We start from the raw sequence: 20,375 nt of genomic DNA, 5'->3' as shown, positions 1-20,375 counted from the left end.
GCCCCCACCGACCCGCACCCAACAACGAAACGTGGGGCGCCCCCAAAACACAGGGCGCCCCACGCAACCAGACCTCAACTACACGTCGTAGTCCTGGTCCATCTCCCGGTCCATACGCTCCCGCGCACCCTGCCCCGTACGCTCAACGTCCTCGTCCCGCTGCTGACCCCGGTCCCGCGCCTGGTCCTTGCCCTGGTCCATACGGTCCTTGGCCTTGTCCGCGAGGTCCTTGGCCTTGTCCTGGAACTGGTCCTTCATACCCATGTGGGTTCACTCCCGTACTGATGGGGGGATTCGTGGGCCCCTCGGTGGGGCCTCGACCAGATTCACACGCCAGGACAAACCCCGCATTTCGATCAGTCACCCTCCGTGACACGCGCCGTAGCCCGAGCCGCTTCGTCCGCCGCCCCACCCGCACCCACAAGCCCCGACCGCATCCCGTCCAGCCGAGACCCGAACCGCCGCATCTCCCGCTGCCCCACAGACCCGATGACCCCCGGCAGATACCCCCGCACCCCCTGCATCCCCCGCAACCACCACTGCCCGTACACATGACTGGACCGCCGCTCGATCCCTGCGACGATCCGATCAACCGCCGGCCCGAGCGGATACGTCTTGTTCGACGGCCAGGGCAACCGCTGCCTCAACTCCCGCATGACCGCGTCCTGATCGGCGCCCCGCACCATGTCCGTATCGGTCCACGACAGATACCCGACCCCGACCCGCACCCCCTTGTAACCGACCTCGGCCCGCAAGCTGTGCGCGTACGCCTCGACACCCGACTTGGACGCGCAGTACGCGGACATCATCGGTGCGGGCGTCATCGCGGCCAGCGAGGCGATCTGCAGCAGATACCCCCGGCTCTCCATCAGCACGGGCAGAAACGCCCGCGCGGTCACCGCGGACCCGATCAGGTTCACCTCGATCACCCGCCGCCAGGCGACCGGATCGGAGTCGAGAAACGGCCCACCGCTGGCGACACCCGCGTTGGCGACGACGATGTCGACCTTCCCGAACCGCTCCTTGACCTCGGCCGCGACCCGGGCCATCGCCTCGTGGTCCGTCACGTCGGCGTACCAGTGATCACTGTCGGTGTGCAGCCGTTCGGAGACCTGCTTCAGCGCGTCCGGTTCCAGCCCGACGAGCGCCAACTTGGCACCGCGCGCGGAGAGTTTGCGGGCGAGCAACTCACCGACCCCTCGCGCGGCCCCGGTCACGACCGCGACCTGCCCTTCCAGGCTGACCCTGCTGCTCATGCGCCCTCCTCAACCTGATCGAACTCCACGTACACAGCGACCAGTTCACGAATCTTCGCGCCGACCAGCTCCGGCGCCTCGACGGGCGTCATATGACCGAGCCCGGGAAGTTCAGTGATCCCGACACAGTTGGGCAGCGCGGCGACCAGCGCCCGCGCATGCACCGGCGGCGTCATCCGGTCCGCCGTCCCGACGACGACGGCCGTCGGCACCGCCAACTCCCGTACTCCGTCGTCGAGATCGAGCGAATCGAGCACCCGGGACCACGCGTACCGCACGGCCCGCGGGCACGCGTGCACGATCCGCGCACACGCCTCGACCATGTGCGGGGCCGAACCGGGGCCCATCGTCCCGTACTTGAGGATCCGCCGCGCGGTCGGCGTGACCGGCCCGAGCGGCGCCCGCGTCCCCAGTATCTTCCGGGTCAGCCGGGTCCGCATCCGCCCGGCCCGCAACGGCACCACGAGCGACTCGTCGACCAGCCGCGAACTCCCCGTACTGCACAGCAGTACGGCCACCGCGTGCTCCCGGAACCGCGCCCGCCCGGCCGCCGCCAGCACGGCCATCCCGCCCATGGAGTGCCCGGCGATCACGACCTTCTCCTCGGGCGCGAGCGTCTCCTCCAGTACGGCTTCCAGATCGTCGGCGAGCGCGTCGGTACTGTGCGCGACGGCCACCGGACTGCGCCCGTGCCCCCGCTGGTCGTAGGCGATGACGCGGTGATCGGCGGACAGGTCCCGTATCTGCGCGGCCCAGAAGGCCGTGGAGCAGGTCCAGCCGTGTGCGAGGACAACGGCGGGCGCGTCCTCGCGGCCGTGCACCTCGACGTGCAGCCGGGAGCCGTCGGCCGAGGTGACGGTGAGTTCACGGGCGGGGACGGGCGGGGCGTACGGCCCGGACGAGACGTGCATAAGACGGCTCACGCGCTCGCCACCTCCGACTGCTCGGTCTTTTTGTTGACCCGCGCTCGCACGACCTCGTACTCCGTGAGGTCGACTCGCCTGGTGGCCTTGCGGAATTCGGCCGTGGTCCCGGGCCAGATGGTGGTGTTGCGGCCGGAGGCGTCCATGTACCAGCTGGTACAGCCGCCCGTGTTCCACACCGTGCGCTTCATACGGTCCTGCACGCGCCGGTTCCACGCGCTCACCGCGCCCGGCCGCGCGTCGAGGGCGACGCGGCCGCCCAGGACGTCCAACTGCCGTATGTAGTCGGCGAGATAGTTCAGCTGGGACTCGATGATGAAGATCATGGAGGAGGTCCCGAGGCCGGTGTTGGGCCCGATGATGGTGATCCAGTTCGGGAAGCCGGCCGCGGAGGTCCCCCGCAGCGCCTGCATTCCGCCCTGCCACGCCTCGGCCAGCGTGCGCCCGTCCGCGCCGACGACCCGTTGGGCGATCGGCATGTCCGTGACGTGGAAGCCCGTACCGAAGACGATCGCGTCGACCTCGGCCGTGGTGCCGTCGGCCGCGACGACCGTCGAACCGCGGACCTCGCTCAACCCGCTTGCCACGACGTCCACGTTGGGCTGGGCGAGGGCGGGATAGTAGGTGCGGGAGAGCAGGATCCGCTTGCAGCCGATGCGGTAGTCGGGGGTGAGTTTGGCCCGCAGCGCCGGGTCCTTGATGGCGCGGGCCATGTTCTTCTTGGCCAACTGCTCAACTAGGACAAGCTCGTTGGGGCGCTTGGTGAACGCCGTGGTCTGCAACTCCCTTATGCCCCAAAGGAGTCCGCGCCGGGCCTGGGTGGTGAACGGCAGCGCGCGATGCAGGGCGCGTTCGGCGCCGCTGATGGGGCGGTCGACGCGGGGCATCACCCAGGGCGGGGTGCGCTGGAAGAGGGTGAGGCGCCGCACGTCGGGCTGGATCGCCGGCACGATCTGGATCGCGGAGGCACCGGTGCCGACCATGGCGACGCGCTTGCCGCGCAGGTCGTAGTCGTGGTCCCAGCGGGCCGAGTGGAAGACCTTGCCGGGGAAGGAGTCGAGCCCCGGGATGTCCGGGATCTTGGGGTCGGACAGCGGCCCGGTGGCGGAGACGACAAGGTCGGCGGAGTAGGAACCGCCGGTGGTCTCGATGTCCCACCGCAGCCGCTCCGCGTCCCAAGTCATCATCTTGACCTCGGAGTTGAAGCGGATGTGCGGCCGGATCCCGAAGACGTCCGCGACGTTCTCCAAGTACGCGCGGATGTGCTCCTGCCCGGAGAAGGTGCGCGGCCAGTCGGCGTTCGGCGCGAAGGAGAACGAGTACAGATGGGACGGTACGTCGCAGGCGCAGCCGGGATAGCTGTTGTCCCGCCAGGTCCCGCCCACGCTGTCGGCGCGCTCCAGGACGACGAAGTCGGTGACACCCTCGCGCCGCAGCCGCACCGCGGCCCCCAGCCCGCCGAACCCGGACCCGATCACCGCCACCCGCACATGCTCGTGTTCGGTCATCCCGTGCCCTTCTCTACGACCCACTCGACCGCGCCAGTGAACACTGGCGCAATCGGAGCGTAGGGCAGCTTCTTACTCATGGGTAGGGGTCGGGGCAAGGAAAGTTACCGGGGGTACGACGTAGGGTGCGGGCGTGGCGGAGAAGGCAGAACAGGCGGAACAGGCGGAGAAGCGCGAGTACCGCATGGAGGAACTGGCCGACGAGGCCGGCATCACGATGCGCACCCTGCGCTTCTACCGCGAGCGCAAACTCATCCACCCGCCACGCCGGGAAGGCCGTATCGCCTGGTACGACGAGACGCACCTGGCCCGTCTGCGCACGATCTCGGCGCTGCTGGAACGCGGCCACACCCTCAACGGCATCGCGGAACTGGCCGAGGCCTTCGACCACGGCCGCAACGTGGGCGAGTTGCTCGGCCTCGGCGCCCCCACCGAGGAGACGCCGGTACGGCTCACCCCGGAGGCCCTCGCCGACTACTTCGGCGACCAGGCGACCCCGGAGAACTTCGCCGCCTCACTCGAACTCGGCTACCTCGGCACCGACGGCGGCGAGATCGTCCACATCAGCCGCCGCCTCCTCGACGTCACGGCCGCGCTGGTCCGCGAGGGCATCCCCCTCGCCGACGTCCTCGCCGCGGGCCGCCGCGTCCGCGAACACACGGACGCCCTCGCCGAACTCTTCACCGGCCTGGTCATCACGGAGGGCCGCACGGCAGAGGACCTGCAACGGCTGCGCCCGCTGGCGAAGAGCGTCGTAGAGGCGGAGTTGTCGATGGCGATGGACCGCCGACTGCAGGCGGGCGGCGACCGGGGACCTCAGGGGTCGTAGACCACCGCCGGGGACCCCAGGGGTCATAGACCACCGCCAGGGACCCCAGGGGTCGTAGACGAACGTCACCGACCACAAAGGTCGCAGAGCAACGCCACGACCTCAGAGGTCGTAGGCCAACGTCAGCGACCTCTGAGGTTGTAGACCAACGTGTCAGTGACCTCGGAGGTCGTAGACCAACGTCAGTGACCTCAGAGGTCGTAGACCAACGTCAGTGACCTCAGAGGTCGTAGACCAACGTCAGTGACCTCAGAGGTCGTAGACCAACATCAGTGACCTCAGAGGTCGTAGACCACCGTCACGGGCGCGTGGTCCGACCAGCGCTCGTCGTGCGTGGCCGCGCGCTCGACGTATCCCTTGACCGCCTTCGCGGCGAGGCCCGGCGTCGAGACGTGGTAGTCGATGCGCCATCCGCTGTCGTTGTCGAACGCCCGCCCGCGGTAGGACCACCAGGAGTACGGTCCCTCGACGTCCGGATGCAGGCCGCGCACGACATCGACATACGCCCCGTCCTCCGCGTCGAAGACCTGGCTGAGCCATGCCCTCTCCTCGGGCAGGAAGCCGGAGTTCTTCTGGTTGGCGCGCCAGTTCTTGAGGTCGGCGGGCTGGTGGGCGATGTTCCAGTCACCGCAGACGACGACCTCGCGCCCGTCGGCGGCGGCCCGCTCACGCAACCCCTTCAGATAGGCCAGGAACTCGCCCATGAAGCGCGCCTTCTCGTCCTGCCGCTCGGTGCCGACCTCACCGGAGGGCAGATAGAGGCTGGCGACGGTGACACCGGGCAGGTCGGCCTCGACGTAGCGGCCGCTCCCGTCGAACTCGGCCGATCCGAAGCCCACTTGGACCCGGTCCGGCTCGCGGCGGGTGTAGAGGGAGACGCCCGCGCGGCCCTTGGCGGCGGCCGGGGCGTGCACGACGTGCCAGCCCTCGGGGGCGCGGACGTGCTCCGGCAACTGCTCCGGCTCGGCCCGCACCTCCTGCAGACAGAGCACATCGGCGGAGGTCTCCGCGAGCCATTCCACGAAGCCCTTCTTCGCGGCGGCCCGCAGTCCGTTCACATTGGCAGAGGTCACAGTGAGCACTCGCGCACAATACCGGCACACTGGACGGAGTCCGGATCCGCCCTGCGCGGACCCTCACGGACCGGCACAGAGCCCCGCATACCCTCCCTACGCACAGAAGTACGATATTTGGCATGAACATACGCCCCGTCCCGTTCGACCACCCCGACGCCGTCAAGCTGAACGACCAGGTCCAGGAGGAGTACCACGTCCGCTACGGCGACGGCGGGGACGCCACGGTCCTGGACCCGTCGGACTTCACCCCGCCGAACGGCGTGTACCTCATCGCGTACGACGAGCACGACGACCCCGTCGCCACCGGCGGCTGGCGGTCCCAGGACGCCAACGGCGAGGGCAACGAGGACGGCGACGCCGAACTCAAGCGCATGTACGTGATCGAACAGGCCCGCGGCCTGGGCCTCGCCCGCCGCATGCTGGCCGCCCTGGAGGAGAACGCCCGCACGGCCGGCCGCACCCGCATGGTCCTGGAAACCGGCACCAAGCAGCCGGAGGCCATCGCCCTCTACACGTCCAGCGGCTACGAGCCCTGCGTGAAGTTCGGCTATTACCGCTCCTACGATGAGAGCCGGTGCTTCGCGAAGGGGCTGTGAAACCTCGCGACCCCCTCGTCGGTGTCGCTCAGGGCCGGTGGTCCGCGGAGTGACTCACCGGGATATCTCGGCCGTGGAACCGTAGGAGCGGAAGGACACCCGAGCATCCAGATCGAGGCTGTTCGCGCCGGCCGGGGACGGTATCCGGAGCACCCTGTCGAGCACCGGCCCCAGTCGGCCGCAGCCGGAGGTCCTCGGCGCCGCAAACCGATCGTCCGCCACCCCGAAGGCAACGACCAGCGGATCCTGTGACACGACGGTCGACGCCTCGGTCTCCTTGAGCACCAGCCGTATCGGATCCGCATCGGTACCGATGGAGCACCCGGACGGCACCGCGGGCCCCGAGAGCCGGAACGTCAGGTCCAGCTCTCCGCGCCGCTCGTCGTTCGACTGGAAGTCGAAATAGCCCGCGTACCGGGGCGTGATCGTCAGCGACGCGCCCCGGACCCGCACAGGAACAGCCGTCATCCCGCCGAAGACCTGGTGGAATTCGCCGTTCACAGTGCCCTCGGCGAAGGTGATCGCCATGGCCGCCTTGCCGAGCGACTGATCTATACGGCCGAGGGTCAGATGCCCGACGGCAGTCATCGCCTCGCACCGCCAGGCCGCGGGATCGGCACCTTCAGGAAGCGCGGAGAGGGCCGGACAGGCACCGAAGTCGGCGCCCCGTGCAGTGGCCGTAGCACCAGCCGCATGGGCCGGCCCCGCCGCGACGCCCGCCCCCAGAGTCAGAGCGGCCAGCGACACGACAAGACGTCGAACCAGGCGGGCTGTGCGAGCGACACGAAGCATGGCGACCTCCGAATGAAGCGTCGAGTGGATCAAGTTGAAGGGGATCGAAGGGGGCTTGAAGGAGCGGCTGCCTCCCACCATCAGGATTGCAGATTTTTCTCTGCATAGAAAGGCCTGCAGAGAAAAATCTGCAGAGGATCGGCTGTAGGCTACAGCCGTGAGCAAATCGCAGGAGCCCCCCGAGCCGAGCCCCGAGCCGGAACCGGCCCCCGAACCAGGCGACGCCCGCCGCACGGTCAGCGATCCGGCAGCCCTCAAGGCACTCGCCCATCCCCTGCGCCTGCGGATCCTGCGTCACCTCGGCATCCACGGACCGGCGACCTCGACGACCCTCGCCGCCGCCCTCGGCGAGAACACCGGCACCCTGAGCTACCACCTGCGCCGACTGGAGCAGGGCGGGTTCATCGAGGACACCCCGGACCGTCCCGGCGGACGCGAGCGCTGGTGGCAAGCGGTGCGCGGGCTGGACGTGCGCAGGCCCGCGCAGGACGAGATGACGGACGGCGAGCGTGCCGTCGCGAGCACGCTCGACCGGATGAGGATGGAAGAGGACGTCGAACTCGCCCGCCGGTTCATGGAGGAGCAGGCGAACTCGAAGGGGTGGATGCGCGGCTCACGGAGCCTCAGCCATCTCACCGAGGAAGAACTCGGCGCCTTCCACGACGCCTACCTGGACCTCCTGGCCCGCTTCTCCCACGGCCCGGAGGACGCATCGCCCGGGGCCCGCGCCGTCCATCTACGGTGGTTCGCCCTCCCCGCGGACTGAACCCGGGTCGGCCCGAGCCGACCGCCGGAGAGCCGGCCAGAGCAGACCCCAGAAACGACAAAAGTCCCACCAATCATGAAGATTGGTGGGACTTCGTCAACTACCCCTGAGCCAGCTCAAGAACAGTCATTGCGGTGGACCTGTGGGGATTTGAACCCCAGACCCCCTCGATGCGAACGAGGTGCGCTACCAGACTGCGCCACAGGCCCTTGCAACGAGTGAAACTCTAGCATCCCCGTCAGGGTGCTTGGAAATCCGTTCCCTGCCTGGTCACTCGTTGGCCGCGCGGGGCCGTTCGCCGTCCTCGTACTGGTCGAACAGGGGCGTGCGGCCCCGCTCGCGGGCGCGCCGGGCGGAGGCGGCGCGGCGCGCGTCGGTGCGGCCGTCCGGCGTCGACCTGTCGTCCGACGGGTCCTCCGCGTCCTCGTCCCGGGCGTCCTGGTTGTCCCTGGCATCGCGGTCGTCCCGCGCCACGGACTGCGCCTCCTGCTCCGGTGCCACGGAGCTGGAGCGGGCCGAACTCCACGCGTCCGGCGCCCCGAGGTCCACGTCGGACGTGGCACGCGGGGCGACCGGCGCGGTGACGTACGTCGGAAGCGGTACCGGTACCGGGTCCCAGCTGTCGCCCTGGCCCGGCCGGCGCTGCCGCTCGCGCTGCTGGTCGACCCACTCGGCGTGGTCGGTCTGCTCGACGAGGGCGCGACGGTCGGCGGCGAGTGCGGACAGCCCGGGGTCCGTCTCCGGTGCCGGGCCCTCCTCGGCGTCGTCGATCCCGGCGTCCACGGACGCGCGCCTGCGCGGCTGACGCTCCCTCAGTCGCTGCGCGGCGACCTCGGCCCGGCGCCGGTCCATCTGGTAGGCGAAGCGGCGGCGTTCCTGGGTGCGGAGATAGGCGATGTACCCGCTGAGCAGTACCGCCGGTACGCCGGGCGCCCAGAGCAGGGCGAGCCCGCCGACCGCCGCGACGATCGCGCCGAGCGTGAAGGCGAGGAAGAGCATCACGGTGGTCCGTCTGCGGCGCGCGAGCACCTTCACCCGCCGGGCGCGCGCTGCCGCGGCCTCCTCGGCGGGGCTGCGCCGCGCGACCGGGACCCGCTTGCGCGCAGGCGCGGAGGCGGGTGCGGGCTTGGGTGACTGGGCCGGCACCGAGGCCTGCTGGGGTACCGGCTTGGACGCCTGCTCACGCGCCGGTTCGCGGACCGGCTCACGCTCGGGTTCACGCGCCGCCCCACGCTCCGGTTCTCGCGCCGCTTCCGGCCGTTCCTGGCTCTGCTGCCGGACGGGCGCGTGCACCTGGGGACGGGCCGGGGGCATGGCGAAGGCCCGGACGTCCACCGAGTCGGTGACGGCGTCCGGCACGACGGCGCTGGGCTCCTCCTCCTCGGTGGAGCGCGCCCGCAGGTCCTTGGCGTACCGGCGCTCCATTCCCGCCCGTCCGGACAGCAGCCGGATGGCGGTGCTGAAGCGTTCCGTCGGACGGGCCTCGTTCAGCTCGTCCTGCCTACGGAGCCACATCGGCACCAAGTAGGCGGCCCAGGCCCCGACAATGACTGCGTAGATGAGGCCGCTGCTGCTCACGCCTCACACGGTAGAGGGGTTTGCGTGAGGCCATCTGCCAATTGAGCCGGTGTGTCGCACGATCTGGCTGATATTTCGAGCTTTTTTTGTGACCGATGCGATCAACAGGCCGCCGAGTTGGCGAATTCATTGCCCCAAGACGGTCATCCGTCGATCACTTTCGAACACGTATTCCATTTCCGGGCTCCCGGGACTTCCCGCCTCTACGCCTGACTCCACGCCTCCGGGGTTATGCGGGATTGTCGTGCGGGGTGCTCCGGGAGCGTGCCCGCTGCCAGCGGGCCAGCAACCCCTCGGGCACCTCTTCCGCGGTGAGCGCGAAGACGAGGTGGTCGCGCCAGGCGCCGTCGATGTGGAGATAACGGGGTCTGAGCCCCTCCTCACGGAATCCGAGTTTCTCGACGACCCGGCGGCTGGGGCCGTTCTCCGGGCGAATACAGACCTCGATGCGGTGCAGTCCCACGGCACGGAAACAGTGGTCGACGACGAGTGCCACCGATGTCGGCATCACTCCGCGGCCGGCCACCGACTCGTCCACCCAGTAGCCGACGTGGCCCGAGCACATCGAGCCCCAGGTGATCCCGGCGACCGTCAACTGCCCGACCAGGCGCCCCTGGTATTCGATGACGAACGGCAGCATCCGGCCCGAGTTCGCCTCGGAGCGGAGATGCCGGACCATCTGCCGGTACGTCGGCCGGTGCGCGATCGGCCCGCTGGGGGTGGGCGGCGGAATCGTCGCCTCCCAGGGGCGCAGCCAGTCCCGGTTGCGCCGGTTGACATCGCGCCAGGCCCGCTGGTCGCGCAGCTTTATCGGCCTCAGGACGATGTCGCCGTCCACCAGCACGGCAGGCCAGGATGGGCTGTTCAGCTCGCACCCCCACTGGTGTCGGCGGGTCTGGTGTGATCGCCGCCTCGGATCTGGTCGACGGCGTGCGCCAGCAGGGGCTCGAGGACGGCGAGGCCGTCCCTCACCCCGCCGGTGGACCCCGGCAGGTTGACGATCAGTGTGTACCCGGCGACTCCGGCCAGGCCCCGGGAGAGCGCCGAAGTCGGCACCTTCTCCCGTCCGAACGCCCGGATGGCCTCGGCGATGCCCGGCACCTCGTAGTCGATGACCGCGCGGGTCGCCTCGGGCGTGCGGTCGGTGGGCGAGACGCCGGTGCCGCCGGTGGTGACGACGGCGTCGTAACCGGCTTCTACGGCGGCCCGCAGCGCGGCCTCCACCGGGTCGCCGTCGGGGACCACCTGCGGCCCTTCGACCGTGAAGCCGAAGCCCTTCAGGCCGTCGGCGATCAACGGGCCGCCCTTGTCTTCGTAGACGCCGGAGGCGGCACGGTTGGAGGCCGTGACCACCAGGGCGCGGTAGGACGCGGGCAGGGTGCTGTCGGGCGTCATGTCCGGCTCCAGTCGCCCGACTTGCCGCCCGTCTTCTCCTCCACGCGCACGTCCGTGATGACCGCTCCCTTGTCGACCGCCTTGACCATGTCGATCACGGTGAGCGCCGCGACGGAGACCGCGGTGAGGGCCTCCATCTCGACGCCCGTGCGGTCCGTCGTCTTCACGGTGGCCCGGATCCGTACGGCGTCGTCCGCGACCGACAGATCCAGTTTCACACCCGACACCGACAGCGGGTGGCAGAGCGGGATGAGGTCCGGGGTGCGTTTGGCGCCCATGATCCCGGCGATGCGCGCGGTGGCCAGGGCGTCGCCCTTGGGGACGCCCTCGCCGCGGAGCAGTTCGACCACGCGGGGCGAGACGAGGACGCGTCCGCTGGCGGTGGCGGTGCGCGCGGTCACGTCCTTACCGGACACGTCGACCATCCGGGCGGCGCCCGCGTCGTCGATGTGCGTCAGTCGGTCGTGCGCAGGGGGTCCGGGGGTGCTCCCTCGGAAAGGCTCAGTCATGCTGTGTGGCGCTCCCGGTCCGGGCGTGTTGTGCGCGACACGGTACCGCCAACCAGCACTGCTCAGCCGAGCAGGACCACTTCGACCTCGGTGCCGGGCTCCACGGACTCGACGTCCTCGGGGACGACGATCAGCGCGTCGGCGAGCGCGAGGGCCGCGACCAGGTGTGATCCGGCGCCCCCTACGGGGGTCACCTCGCCGTCGGCGTACCTCCCGCGCAGGAACTGTCTGCGCCCCTTCGGGGAGGTCAGCGCCTTGTCCGTGGTGAGAGTGGCCCGGGTCCTCGGGCGGTGGACGTCGTCCAGGCCCATCAGGGCGCGGATCGCGGGCCGGACGAACAGCTCGAAGGAGACGTACGACGACACCGGGTTGCCGGGAAGGGCCAGCAGCGGGATGTGGTCGGGGCCGATGGAGCCGAAGCCCTGGGGTTTGCCGGGCTGCATGGCGAGCTTGCGGAAGTCGATCCCGGCGCCCTCCTCATCCTCGTCGCCCACGGAGGACAGGGCTTCCTTGACGACGTCGTACGCCCCGACGCTGACGCCGCCGGTGGTGACCAGGAGGTCGGCGCGGACGAGTTGGTCCTCGATGGTGTCGCGGAGGGTCTCGGCGTCGTCGGCGACGGCGCCGACCCGGTAGGCGATGGCTCCGGCGTCGCGGGCGGCGGCGGTGAGGGCGAAGCTGTTGGAGTCGTAGATCTGGCCGTCGCCCAACTGCTCGTCGGGCTGGACGAGTTCGCTGCCGGTGGACATGACGACCACGCGCGGGCGTGGGCGCACGCGGACCGTGCCGCGGCCGATCGCGGCGAGCAGGGCGATCTGCGGCGGGCCGAGGACGGTGCCGGCGTCCAGGGCGCGGTCGCCCGCCTTCACGTCGCTGCCCTTCGCGCGTACGTGCGCGCGTGCCTCGGCCGAGCGGTACACGTGCACGTGCCCGGTGGCCGCCTCGGGGGCCTGGCTGCGGGCCCGCATGCCGGTGACCGGGCCGTCGCCGAGCCCTCCGTCGGTCCACTCCACGGGGACGACGGCCTCGGCGCCGGGCGGGAGCGGGGCGCCGGTCATGATGCGGGCGGTCTCCCCCGGGCCCACGTGGAGCGGCTCGGCCTGGCCCGCCGCGACGTCGCCGACGACCGTCAGGACAGCCGGGAACTCCTCGCTAGCGCCCGCGACATCCGTGACCCGCACCGCGTACCCGTCCATCGAGCTGTTGTCGAAGGGCGGGAGCGAGACCGGCACCGTGATGTCCTCGACCAGGACGCAGCCCTGGGCGTCGAGCAGTTGCAGCTCGATGGGTTCCAGGGGGCGGACGGTCGCGAGGATGTCCTCCAGGTGCTCGTCCACCGTCCAGAGGTGGTCGGGCCCTGCGGTGCGGGTCGCGGCGGTGCTCAACGTTGCTACATCTCCTCGGCTACATAACTGCGAAGCCAGGCCCGGAAGTCCGGTCCCAGGTCTTCACGTTCGCACGCGAGTCTGACAATGGCACGCAGATAGTCGCCCCGGTCGCCGGTGTCATAGCGGCGTCCCTTGAAGACGACGCCGTGCACGGGGCCGCCGACCTTCTCGTCGGTGGCCAACTGCTGGAGGGCGTCGGTGAGTTGGATCTCGCCGCCGCGGCCGGGCTCGGTCTTGCGCAGTATGTCGAAGATGTGGGGGTCGAGGACGTAGCGGCCGATGATCGCGTAGTTCGACGGGGCGTCGGCCGCGTCCGGCTTCTCGACCAGGCCGGTCACCTTGACGACGTCGTCGTCCGCGGTGGCCTCCACGGCCGCGCAACCGTAGAGGTGGATCTGCTCCGGGGCGACCTCCATGAGGGCGACGACGCTGCCTCCGTGCTGCTCCTGGACCTCGACCATGCGCGCGAGGAGGGGGTCACGGGGGTCGATGAGGTCATCCCCGAGGAGGACGGCGAAGGGCTCGTGGCCGACGTGCGGGGCGGCGCACAGGACGGCGTGGCCGAGGCCCTTGGGGTCGCCCTGGCGGACGTAGTGCATGGTCGCGAGGTCGCTGGACTCCTGGACCTTGGCGAGCCGGCTCGCGTCACCCTTCTTCTGGAGGGCGGATTCGAGCTCGTAGTTGCGGTCGAAGTGGTCCTCGAGGGGGCGCTTGTTGCGTCCGGTGATCATGAGGACGTCGTCGAGCCCAGCCGACGCGGCCTCTTCGACCACGTACTGGATCGCGGGCTTGTCCACGACCGGCAGCATCTCCTTGGGAGTTGCCTTCGTGGCCGGCAGGAACCTGGTGCCGAGACCGGCTGCGGGGATGACAGCCTTGCTGATCCTGGGGTGCGACTGAGTCATGCCCGAACCTTATCCGGTGCCTTTGTGCAGAATCTGTGGCTCCGGTTAAAACGCTCTCATATGAGCACATTAGGAAGGGTACGGGTGGGACCTGTGCGGGACCCAGGACATGAAGCCGAGCCTGACAAGCGAATGTTGCGACGAGAGTTCCTCACGGTGAGGAACAGGTTGACGGCCGATGACGTGCGGGCGACCGGCGTCGCGCTTGCCCATCGCGCCCTGGAACTGCCCGAGTTGACGCACGCGCGCACAGTGGCGGCGTACGTCTCCGTCGGGAGCGAACCCGGAACACTCGCGCTCCTGGACGCACTCCGCGCGCGGGACATCGACGTCCTGCTCCCGGCACTCCTCCCGGACAACGACCTGGACTGGGGTGCCTACGACGGCGAGGACTCGCTCTCGCGGGTCCGACACGGCGGAAAGATGGCCCTGTTGGAGCCGTCCGGCGAGCGGCTCGGCCCGGACGCCGTGACCGCCGCCGACGTCGTCCTGCTGCCCGGTCTGGCGGTCGACGGGCGCGGGATGCGCCTGGGGCGCGGCGGGGGGTCGTACGACCGTGTGCTGGCGCGACTGGAGCGGGCGGGTGTCCATCCCGCGCTGGTGGTGCTGCTGTACGACTCCGAGGTCGTCGAGCACGTGCCTACGGAGGCGCACGACCGGCCGGTGTGGGCGGTGGTGACGCCGTCGGGTGTGCGGCGGTTCGCGGGGAACTGAACGGGAACCGAAATGGCCCTCCACGCGTGCGTGGAGGGCCATTTCAGGTTGTTCGGTTGTTCAACGAGTCACGGCTTCAGCACCAGGGTGTCGCTCGTGCTGCCGTCGACCGCCTTGGACGAGAACGACCAGGGCAGCAGTTCACCGTTGACCCACTTGCTGGTCTGGTCGGTGTAGTGCGCGCTGTAGGCATGTCCGGAGGCTCCGGTGAGGTTGATCCACTTGGACTTGTCGAAGTCGTCCAGGTTGACCACCATGCGCATCGACGGCACCCAGACGACTCCGTAGCCGCCGGCCGCGTTCCAGCCCGTCGCGTTGACCGTGGCCTCGCCGCCGCTGAGCTTCCAGGGACCGCGGTTGAGGGCGTACTGGACGATGGCGGGGCCTTCGATGCCCAGGGTCTGGTTCTTCAGGAACAGGCGGTGCAGCCGGCCCCAGCTCCAGGTGTCGATGTCCTTGCCGAGCTTCGCGGTCAGCTCCCAGCGGGCGTCGATCATGGCGCGCTTGAACAGCTGGTTCATGTTGCTCGCCCCCGGGCGGTTGCCCGACTCGGGGGTCTTCCACCAGGCGTTGGTGGGGTCGTCCATGAGCTTGCGGACGACCTCGAACCACCGGTCGCCGCCGTCCGGTTGGGCCTCGTCGGCGTCACGCTCGCCGCACTCGCGCACCTTCTTGTTGTCCTCGTCGGCGGGACCGGTGGTGTCGACCGGCGAGACGTACAGGCACTGGCCCTCGACCCGCAGCTCCTTGGGCAGCTTGTTGCCGAAGGCCAGCTTGAGGATGTTGCGCCAGACCGAGTTGAAGTAGGCGGCGGCCGCCGAGTCGGCGTCCTGGGTGTAGTCCCAGCCCTCCAGGAGCTTCTGCGCCTCGCGCACGTCGGCGTCGGGCTCGTCGATCTTCAGCAGCTTGGGCACGAGCAGCTTGGCGATCTCACTGCTGTCGTCGAGCTGCATCTGCCGCATGTCGTCGGTGGAGATCTTGCCGCCGCCGTCGATCTTCGACTGGATCAGATCGGTGATGCGCTGGCTGCGGGTGCCGTAGCCCCAGTCCGTGGTGAGGGTGTACGGGTACTTGTCCTTGTCGATCACGGCCTGGTTGGCGGTGACGATGTAGCCGCGTTTCGGGTTGTACTCGTACGGCAGGGCGGCCTGCGGGATGTAGCCGGTCCAGTCGTACTTGGAGTCCCAGCCGGGCACGGGCAGCGAGCCGTCGCCCTTCCCGCGCGTGGGGATCCTGCCGGGCAGCGTGTAGCCGATGTTGTTCTTGGTGTCGGCGTAGACGAGGTTCTGCGAGGGCACGTCGAACTTCGCGGACGCGGAGCGGAACTCGCTCCAGTCGGACGCCTTGTCGATGGCGAAGACGGCGTCCATGGTGGTGCCCGGGTCCTCTGCGGTCCAGCGCAGGGCGATGCCGTAGCCGTCCCCTCTGTCGGGGGCCGCGGTGTCGACGGTGGCCTTCTTGCCGACCTTCACGAGTTCGTCGTTGCGGTCGGACAGCAGCGGGCCGTTGTTGGTCTCCCGGACGACGATCTTCTTGGAGGCGCCGCCGGCGACCTTGATGGTCTCCGTGCGGGTCGTGAAGGGCTTCGTCGTGCCGTCGTACAGGTAGCCGTCGCCGGAGAGCTTCTCCAGGTAGAGGTCGGTGACGTCGACCCCGGAGTTGGTCATGCCCCAGGCGATGTCCTGGTTGTGACCGATGACGACGCCGGGCATTCCCGCGAAGGTGTAGCCGCTGACGTCGTACTGGCACGTGCTGGAGATCGCGCGGCAGTGCAGGCCCATCTGGTACCAGACGGACGGCAGCGAGGCTTCCAGGTGAGGGTCGTTGGCCAGGAGAGGCTTGCCGGTGATGGTGTTCTTCCCGGCGACGACCCAGGAGTTGGAGCCGATGCCCTGGCCGTTCACGCCGACGGCCGTCGGGAGGTCGTCCAGGACGTCCGAGAGGCCCGCCAGCTGGCTCGTGAGGGCCGAACCGGACGAGGACGACGACGAGCCCGTCGTGCCGGTCGTGGACGTGCTGGAGGAGCTGTCGCCGCCGTCGAAGGTCTTGGTGTACTCGTCGTACTCGCCCTCGGTGACGATCGGCTGGTTGCGGCTGTACGGATACTCCGGGTACAGGTCCGCGATCTGCTGGGGGCCGAGGCGGCTGGTCATCAGGGCGCGGTCGATCTCGTCCTTCATGTTGCCGCGCAGGTCCCAGGCCATCGCCTTGAGCCACGCGACCGAGTCGACCGGGGTCCACTTCTGGGGCTTGTAGTCGTTCTTGAAGCCGAGGGCCGCGTACTCCAGGGAGATGTCCTTGCCGTCCTTGCCCTGGAGATAGGCGTTGACTCCCTTGGCGTACGCCTGGAGGTACTTCTTCGTGGAGGCCGACAGCTTGGTGTCGTACTCCTTCTGAGCCACCCGGTCCCAGCCCAGGGTGCGCAGGAACTCGTCGTTCTTGACCTGGCTCTTGCCGAACATCTCGGACAGCCGCCCGGCGGTCATGTGCCGGCGCACGTCCATCTCGTAGAACCGGTCCTGCGCCTGGACGTAGCCCTGCGCCATGAACAGGTCCGCGTCGGAGGACGCGTAGATCTGCGGGATGCCGTAGCTGTCGCGCTTGACGTCGACGGGCCCGGAGAGGCCGTCGAGCGTGATCGAGCCCGTGGTCTGCGGGAGGGAGGCCCGGACCGTGCTGATCGACCAGTACGCGCCGTAGGCGATGCCCCCGATGATGGCCATTACCAGAACAAGCACCAGTAGACGGGCTTTGCGCCCCTTTTTCCTGCCGGACTTGCCGGGCTTATGACCCGATGAGGCGGTGGTGTTGGGGGGCATCGCTGTCCTTGCTGTCCTAACGCGAGCGGCAGGGCGGGCTGTGCTTTTGACTGAGCGCTGGAGCAACCATAGGCGCAGGGTCCCGAGCGACTTGACGCGGAGTCGGGTACCGGCGCGGACGGGCGTTCGATCTTGCCTCGCGAAGTGTCAAGAAAGCGTCAAGAGTTAGGTAAGGTAACGAAGTACTTGGATGCATGGCGCCGCAGCCTCGCGTCCCCTGTACATGTGCTGCCGCTCTGTAAGCGCGTCAGCCGAGGAAGGGAAGGCCACTGACTGTCCACCACCTCGACCAGCTGCTGCTCGTCTGCTCGCTCGTCCTGCTCGTCGCCGTCGCGGCGGTCCGGATCTCCTCGCGCAGCGGGCTCCCCAGCCTGCTCGTGTACCTGGGGATCGGCGTCGCCATGGGCCAGGACGGCGTCGGCGACATCCACTTCGACAACGCCGAGCTGACCCAGGTCATCGGGTACGCGGCCCTGGTCGTGATCCTGGCCGAGGGCGGCCTCGGCACGAAGTGGAAAGAGGTCAGGCCGGTCCTGTCGTCCGCCGCCACACTGGCGCTGGCGGGGGTCGCGGTGAGCGTCGGTGTCACGGCTGCGGGCGCGCACTATCTGGTCGGTCTGGACTGGCGGCAGGCGTTCATCATCGGGGCGGTGGTGTCCTCGACGGACGCGGCGGCGGTCTTCTCCGTGCTGCGCCGCATCCCCCTCCCCGCGCGCGTGACGGGCACACTGGAGGCCGAGTCGGGCTTCAACGACGCCCCGGTGGTCATCCTGGTCGTCGCCTTCTCCACGGCCGGCCCGGTCGAGCACTGGTACATGCTGGTGGGCGAGATAGCCCTGGAGCTGGCCATCGGCGCGGCCATGGGCATCGCGGTGGGCTGGCTCGGCTCCTGGGGGATGCGGCATGTGGCGCTGCCCGCCTCCGGTCTCTACCCGATCGCCGTCATGGCGATCGCCGTCACCGCGTACGCGGCGGGCGCCCTGGCGCACGGCAGCGGCTTCCTGGCGGTCTACCTCGCCTCGATGGTGCTCGGCAACGCCAAGCTGCCCCACTGGCCCGCCACCCGCGGTTTCGCCGAGGGGCTCGGCTGGATCGCGCAGATCGGCATGTTCGTCCTGCTCGGCCTGCTGGTCACCCCGCACGAGCTGGGGGACGACGTCTGGCCCGCGCTCCTCATCGGCCTGGTGCTGACGATGGTGGCCCGGCCGCTCAGCGTGGTGGTGAGCCTCACACCGTTCCGGGTGCCCTGGCAGGAGCAGACCCTCATGTCCTGGGCCGGGCTGCGCGGCGCCGTGCCCATCATCCTGGCGACGATCCCCATGGTGAACGGCGTCGAAGGCAGCCGCCGCATCTTCAACATCGTCTTCGTCCTGGTCGTCGTCTACACCCTGGTCCAGGGGCCGACGCTGCCCTGGCTGGCCCGCAAGCTGCGGCTCGGCGAGGGCCCGGAGGCCGCCGACCTCGGCATCGAATCGGCGCCCCTGGAGCGGCTGCGCGGACATCTGCTGTCCGTCGCGATCCCCGAGGAGTCGAAGATGCACGGCGTCGAGGTCAACGAACTGAGGCTGCCGGCCGGGGCCGCGGTCACCCTCGTCGTACGCGACGGAAAATCGTTTGTCCCGCTGCCCTCGACGGTCCTGCGGCGCGGCGACGAACTCCTCGTGGTCGCCACGGACCCCGTCCGGGACGCGGCCGAACATCGGCTGCGCGCGGTGGGCCACGGCGGCAAGCTGGCGGGGTGGCTGGGCACGGACACCACCGGCGCCGGTCGTTAAGGGCATGTTTCGTAGGTTCACACGTTCACCAATCACAGGTGAACGCGCGCGTGGTGCCCGTTTTCACAGGCCCAGCAGGCCTGATCACCTGTACGATGAAGGCACATTCTGATCGAACCAACTCTGCCTGAAGCAGTGCTGGCGCGACCGTATGGCGGCCGAATCCCTCTCCGCGTGGGCACCGGTATCTACCGCAGTTCCGCGCAAGAGGACAGTGCTCGGCGACCTCCGCACGGGGCGCGCCACCAGGTGGCAGAAAGGCACGGGCCGTGGCATCCACGGTCACCTCCGGGACGGGATCCCGTCCCGGATACGGGCAGCTGCTGCGCACGCGCGGCGCCTGGACGTTCCTGCTCCCCGGCTTCGCGGCACGCCAGCCGTTCGCGATGCTCACCATCTCCATCGTGCTGCTCGTGCAGCACACCACCGGCTCCTACGGCGCGGCGGGCGCCGCCGCGGCCGTCACCGGCGTCTCCATGGCCCTGTTCGCGCCCTACAGCGGGCGCCTGGCCGACCGCCACGGACAGCGGGCCGTCCTGCTCCCCGGCGTCCTGGTGCACACCCTGTCGGGCCTCACGTTCACGGCCCTCGCACTCGGCCACGCGCCCCTGTGGGCGCTGTTCGTGGCGGCCGTGCCGACCGGCGCCTCGGTGCCGCAGATCGGGCCCATGGTGCGTGCCCGCTGGGGTGTGAAGCTCCAGGACTCCCCGCTGCTGAGCACAGCGGCCGCCTTCGAGTCCGTCACGGACGAACTGACCTTCGTCTTCGGCCCGTTGCTGGCGACCGCCCTGTGCACCGCCGTGACCCCGGCCGCCGGCCTGATCACCGAGGCGGGCCTCACCGTGATCGGCGGTCTGCTGTTCGCCGCCCAGAAGAGCACCCAGCCCAAGGTGGCGCTCATCGGGCACGCACGCGTGGAGCACGTTTCCGCACTGGGCATCCCCGGGGTGCGCGTGCTGATCGTGACCTTCCTGGGCATCGGTTCCGTCTTCGGCGGCATGCAGGTATCCCTGGCCGCCTTCACCGAGTCGATCGGCGAACCCGGCCTGAACGGCGTCCTGTACGGCACGTTCGCCGCCGGCAACATGCTCTCCGGGCTCGTCTGCGGTGCCGTCGCCTGGAAGGTCGCCCCGCAGCGCCGTCTCCTGGTCGGCTACGCGGCGCTCGCACTGACCGCGTCCGCCCTGTGGACCGCGCACTCGGTGCTGCTCCTGGCCGCCCTCGGTCTCCTGGTCGGCATGTGCATCGCGCCCGCCCTGATCACCGGCTACACGCTGGTCGAGGGGCTCGTCCCGGCCGGCGCCCGCACCGAGGCCTTCACCTGGCTGACCGGCGCGGTCGCCCTCGGCCAGGCCGCCGCCGTCACGGTCGCCGGACAGCTGGAGGACCGCCTGTGGGGCGGCGCCGGTTTCCTGGTGCCGATGGTCGGCACCCTGCTCGCCCTGGGGACCCTGCTGGCCCTGCGCTCACGCCTCGCGACCCGGCCCCACAGCCGCACCGTGGCACGTGGCGTCGGTCACCGCGTACCGGTGGCAGTGGACTGATC

At 69.6% G+C, this 20,375-nt stretch carries 19 protein-coding genes and 1 tRNA gene; 6 read left to right on the top strand and 14 right to left on the bottom strand.

Annotated features, from left to right (window positions below; genetic code table 11):
* Positions 1-78: 78 nt before the first annotated feature.
* The 4 genes from OG504_RS31020 to OG504_RS31005 all read right to left on the bottom strand — a co-directional run bounded on the left by OG504_RS31020 (position 79) and on the right by OG504_RS31005 (position 3,687).
* Positions 79-264, bottom strand: a complete 186-nt coding sequence (locus OG504_RS31020; RefSeq protein WP_405992752.1) for a hypothetical protein — start codon at positions 262-264, stop codon at positions 79-81.
* Between the two features lie 92 nt (positions 265-356).
* On the bottom strand, positions 357-1,256 hold the full coding sequence (locus OG504_RS31015; RefSeq protein ID WP_405992751.1) for an SDR family oxidoreductase: 900 nt from the start codon (positions 1,254-1,256) through the stop codon (positions 357-359).
* Positions 1,253-2,179, bottom strand: a complete 927-nt coding sequence (locus OG504_RS31010; protein ID WP_405992750.1) for an alpha/beta fold hydrolase — start codon at positions 2,177-2,179, stop codon at positions 1,253-1,255. The genes OG504_RS31015 and OG504_RS31010 overlap by 4 nt, the downstream gene beginning before the upstream one ends.
* Positions 2,176-3,687 carry a flavin-containing monooxygenase gene (locus tag OG504_RS31005; protein WP_405992749.1) on the bottom strand — a complete coding sequence of 504 codons (1,512 nt, stop codon included), beginning with the start codon at positions 3,685-3,687 and terminating at the stop codon, positions 2,176-2,178. The genes OG504_RS31010 and OG504_RS31005 overlap by 4 nt, the downstream gene beginning before the upstream one ends.
* Before the next feature lie 184 nt (positions 3,688-3,871).
* On the opposite strand from OG504_RS31005, the gene OG504_RS31000 reads away from it, so the two are divergent.
* Positions 3,872-4,516 (top strand): MerR family transcriptional regulator, encoded by a 645-nt coding sequence (locus OG504_RS31000; RefSeq protein ID WP_405996469.1) that lies wholly within the window; start codon positions 3,872-3,874, stop codon positions 4,514-4,516.
* A 278-nt stretch (positions 4,517-4,794) separates the two neighbouring features.
* Here the strand turns inward: OG504_RS31000 and OG504_RS30995 are convergent, their stop codons facing one another.
* Positions 4,795-5,598, bottom strand: coding sequence for an exodeoxyribonuclease III (locus tag OG504_RS30995; protein WP_405992748.1), 804 nt, complete (start codon positions 5,596-5,598; stop codon positions 4,795-4,797).
* A gap of 113 nt (positions 5,599-5,711) precedes the next feature.
* Between OG504_RS30995 and OG504_RS30990 the strand changes: the two genes are divergently transcribed.
* Positions 5,712-6,188, top strand: a complete 477-nt coding sequence (locus OG504_RS30990; RefSeq protein WP_405992747.1) for a GNAT family N-acetyltransferase — start codon at positions 5,712-5,714, stop codon at positions 6,186-6,188.
* 54 nt (positions 6,189-6,242) lie between these two features.
* Here the strand turns inward: OG504_RS30990 and OG504_RS30985 are convergent, their stop codons facing one another.
* Entirely contained in the window at positions 6,243-6,776 is a 534-nt protein-coding gene (locus OG504_RS30985) for a hypothetical protein (RefSeq protein WP_405992746.1), read from the bottom strand.
* A 361-nt stretch (positions 6,777-7,137) separates the two neighbouring features.
* On the opposite strand from OG504_RS30985, the gene OG504_RS30980 reads away from it, so the two are divergent.
* Positions 7,138-7,746 carry an ArsR/SmtB family transcription factor gene (locus tag OG504_RS30980; RefSeq protein WP_405992745.1) on the top strand — a complete coding sequence of 203 codons (609 nt, stop codon included), beginning with the start codon at positions 7,138-7,140 and terminating at the stop codon, positions 7,744-7,746.
* A 135-nt stretch (positions 7,747-7,881) separates the two neighbouring features.
* On the opposite strand, the gene OG504_RS30975 is transcribed toward OG504_RS30980, so the two are convergent.
* The 7 genes from OG504_RS30975 to galU all read right to left on the bottom strand — a co-directional run bounded on the left by OG504_RS30975 (position 7,882) and on the right by galU (position 13,521).
* A tRNA-Ala gene (locus OG504_RS30975) sits at positions 7,882-7,955 on the bottom strand.
* Positions 7,956-8,016: 61 nt separating this feature from the next.
* Positions 8,017-9,324, bottom strand: a complete 1,308-nt coding sequence (gene glpR / locus OG504_RS30970) for a gephyrin-like molybdotransferase receptor GlpR (RefSeq protein ID WP_405992744.1) — start codon at positions 9,322-9,324, stop codon at positions 8,017-8,019.
* Between the two features lie 229 nt (positions 9,325-9,553).
* A complete protein-coding gene (locus OG504_RS30965) occupies positions 9,554-10,168 on the bottom strand; it encodes a GNAT family N-acetyltransferase (protein ID WP_405992743.1) in 615 nt (204 codons plus the stop codon).
* Between the two features lie 20 nt (positions 10,169-10,188).
* Entirely contained in the window at positions 10,189-10,719 is a 531-nt protein-coding gene (locus OG504_RS30960) for a molybdenum cofactor biosynthesis protein B (RefSeq protein WP_405992742.1), read from the bottom strand.
* Positions 10,716-11,228 carry a cyclic pyranopterin monophosphate synthase MoaC gene (gene moaC, locus OG504_RS30955; RefSeq protein WP_365305676.1) on the bottom strand — a complete coding sequence of 171 codons (513 nt, stop codon included), beginning with the start codon at positions 11,226-11,228 and terminating at the stop codon, positions 10,716-10,718. The genes OG504_RS30960 and moaC overlap by 4 nt, the downstream gene beginning before the upstream one ends.
* 62 nt (positions 11,229-11,290) lie before the next feature.
* A complete protein-coding gene (gene glp, locus OG504_RS30950) occupies positions 11,291-12,613 on the bottom strand; it encodes a gephyrin-like molybdotransferase Glp (RefSeq protein ID WP_405992741.1) in 1,323 nt (440 codons plus the stop codon).
* A gap of 5 nt (positions 12,614-12,618) precedes the next feature.
* A complete protein-coding gene (galU, locus tag OG504_RS30945) occupies positions 12,619-13,521 on the bottom strand; it encodes a UTP--glucose-1-phosphate uridylyltransferase GalU (RefSeq protein ID WP_033285666.1) in 903 nt (300 codons plus the stop codon).
* Positions 13,522-13,653: 132 nt separating this feature from the next.
* On the opposite strand from galU, the gene OG504_RS30940 reads away from it, so the two are divergent.
* The gene (locus OG504_RS30940) at positions 13,654-14,235 is read left to right on the top strand and encodes a 5-formyltetrahydrofolate cyclo-ligase (RefSeq protein ID WP_405992740.1); all 582 of its coding nucleotides are present in this window, start codon (positions 13,654-13,656) and stop codon (positions 14,233-14,235) included.
* A 68-nt stretch (positions 14,236-14,303) separates the two neighbouring features.
* Here OG504_RS30940 and OG504_RS30935 read toward each other — a convergent pair whose 3' ends face one another.
* Positions 14,304-17,054 (bottom strand): penicillin acylase family protein, encoded by a 2,751-nt coding sequence (locus OG504_RS30935; RefSeq protein WP_405992739.1) that lies wholly within the window; start codon positions 17,052-17,054, stop codon positions 14,304-14,306.
* A 269-nt stretch (positions 17,055-17,323) separates the two neighbouring features.
* On the opposite strand from OG504_RS30935, the gene OG504_RS30930 reads away from it, so the two are divergent.
* The gene (locus OG504_RS30930; protein ID WP_405996468.1) at positions 17,324-18,829 is read left to right on the top strand and encodes a potassium/proton antiporter; all 1,506 of its coding nucleotides are present in this window, start codon (positions 17,324-17,326) and stop codon (positions 18,827-18,829) included.
* A 269-nt stretch (positions 18,830-19,098) separates the two neighbouring features.
* Complete coding sequence (locus tag OG504_RS30925) at positions 19,099-20,373, top strand: MFS transporter (RefSeq protein WP_405992738.1); 1,275 nt, start codon at positions 19,099-19,101, stop codon at positions 20,371-20,373.
* The last annotated feature ends 2 nt before the right edge of the window (positions 20,374-20,375 follow it).

This window comes from Streptomyces sp. NBC_00986, assembly GCF_045162565.1.
GTDB lineage: Bacteria > Actinomycetota > Actinomycetes > Streptomycetales > Streptomycetaceae > Streptomyces.
This window is presented reverse-complemented; position numbering and strand designations above follow the sequence as displayed.

Coding starts and splice junctions, on each gene's coding strand:
- OG504_RS31020 (WP_405992752.1), bottom strand. CDS start 264: ATGGGTATGAAGGACCAGTTCCAGGACAAGGCCAAGGACCTCGCGGAC.
- galU (WP_033285666.1), bottom strand. CDS start 13,521: ATGACTCAGTCGCACCCCAGGATCAGCAAGGCTGTCATCCCCGCAGCC.
- OG504_RS30985 (WP_405992746.1), bottom strand. CDS start 6,776: ATGACTGCCGTCGGGCATCTGACCCTCGGCCGTATAGATCAGTCGCTC.
- OG504_RS30940 (WP_405992740.1), top strand. CDS start 13,654: ATGTTGCGACGAGAGTTCCTCACGGTGAGGAACAGGTTGACGGCCGAT.
- OG504_RS31000 (WP_405996469.1), top strand. CDS start 3,872: ATGGAGGAACTGGCCGACGAGGCCGGCATCACGATGCGCACCCTGCGC.
- OG504_RS31005 (WP_405992749.1), bottom strand. CDS start 3,687: ATGACCGAACACGAGCATGTGCGGGTGGCGGTGATCGGGTCCGGGTTC.
- OG504_RS31015 (WP_405992751.1), bottom strand. CDS start 1,256: ATGAGCAGCAGGGTCAGCCTGGAAGGGCAGGTCGCGGTCGTGACCGGG.
- OG504_RS30960 (WP_405992742.1), bottom strand. CDS start 10,719: ATGACGCCCGACAGCACCCTGCCCGCGTCCTACCGCGCCCTGGTGGTC.
- OG504_RS30990 (WP_405992747.1), top strand. CDS start 5,712: ATGAACATACGCCCCGTCCCGTTCGACCACCCCGACGCCGTCAAGCTG.
- moaC (WP_365305676.1), bottom strand. CDS start 11,228: ATGACTGAGCCTTTCCGAGGGAGCACCCCCGGACCCCCTGCGCACGAC.
- OG504_RS30935 (WP_405992739.1), bottom strand. CDS start 17,054: ATGCCCCCCAACACCACCGCCTCATCGGGTCATAAGCCCGGCAAGTCC.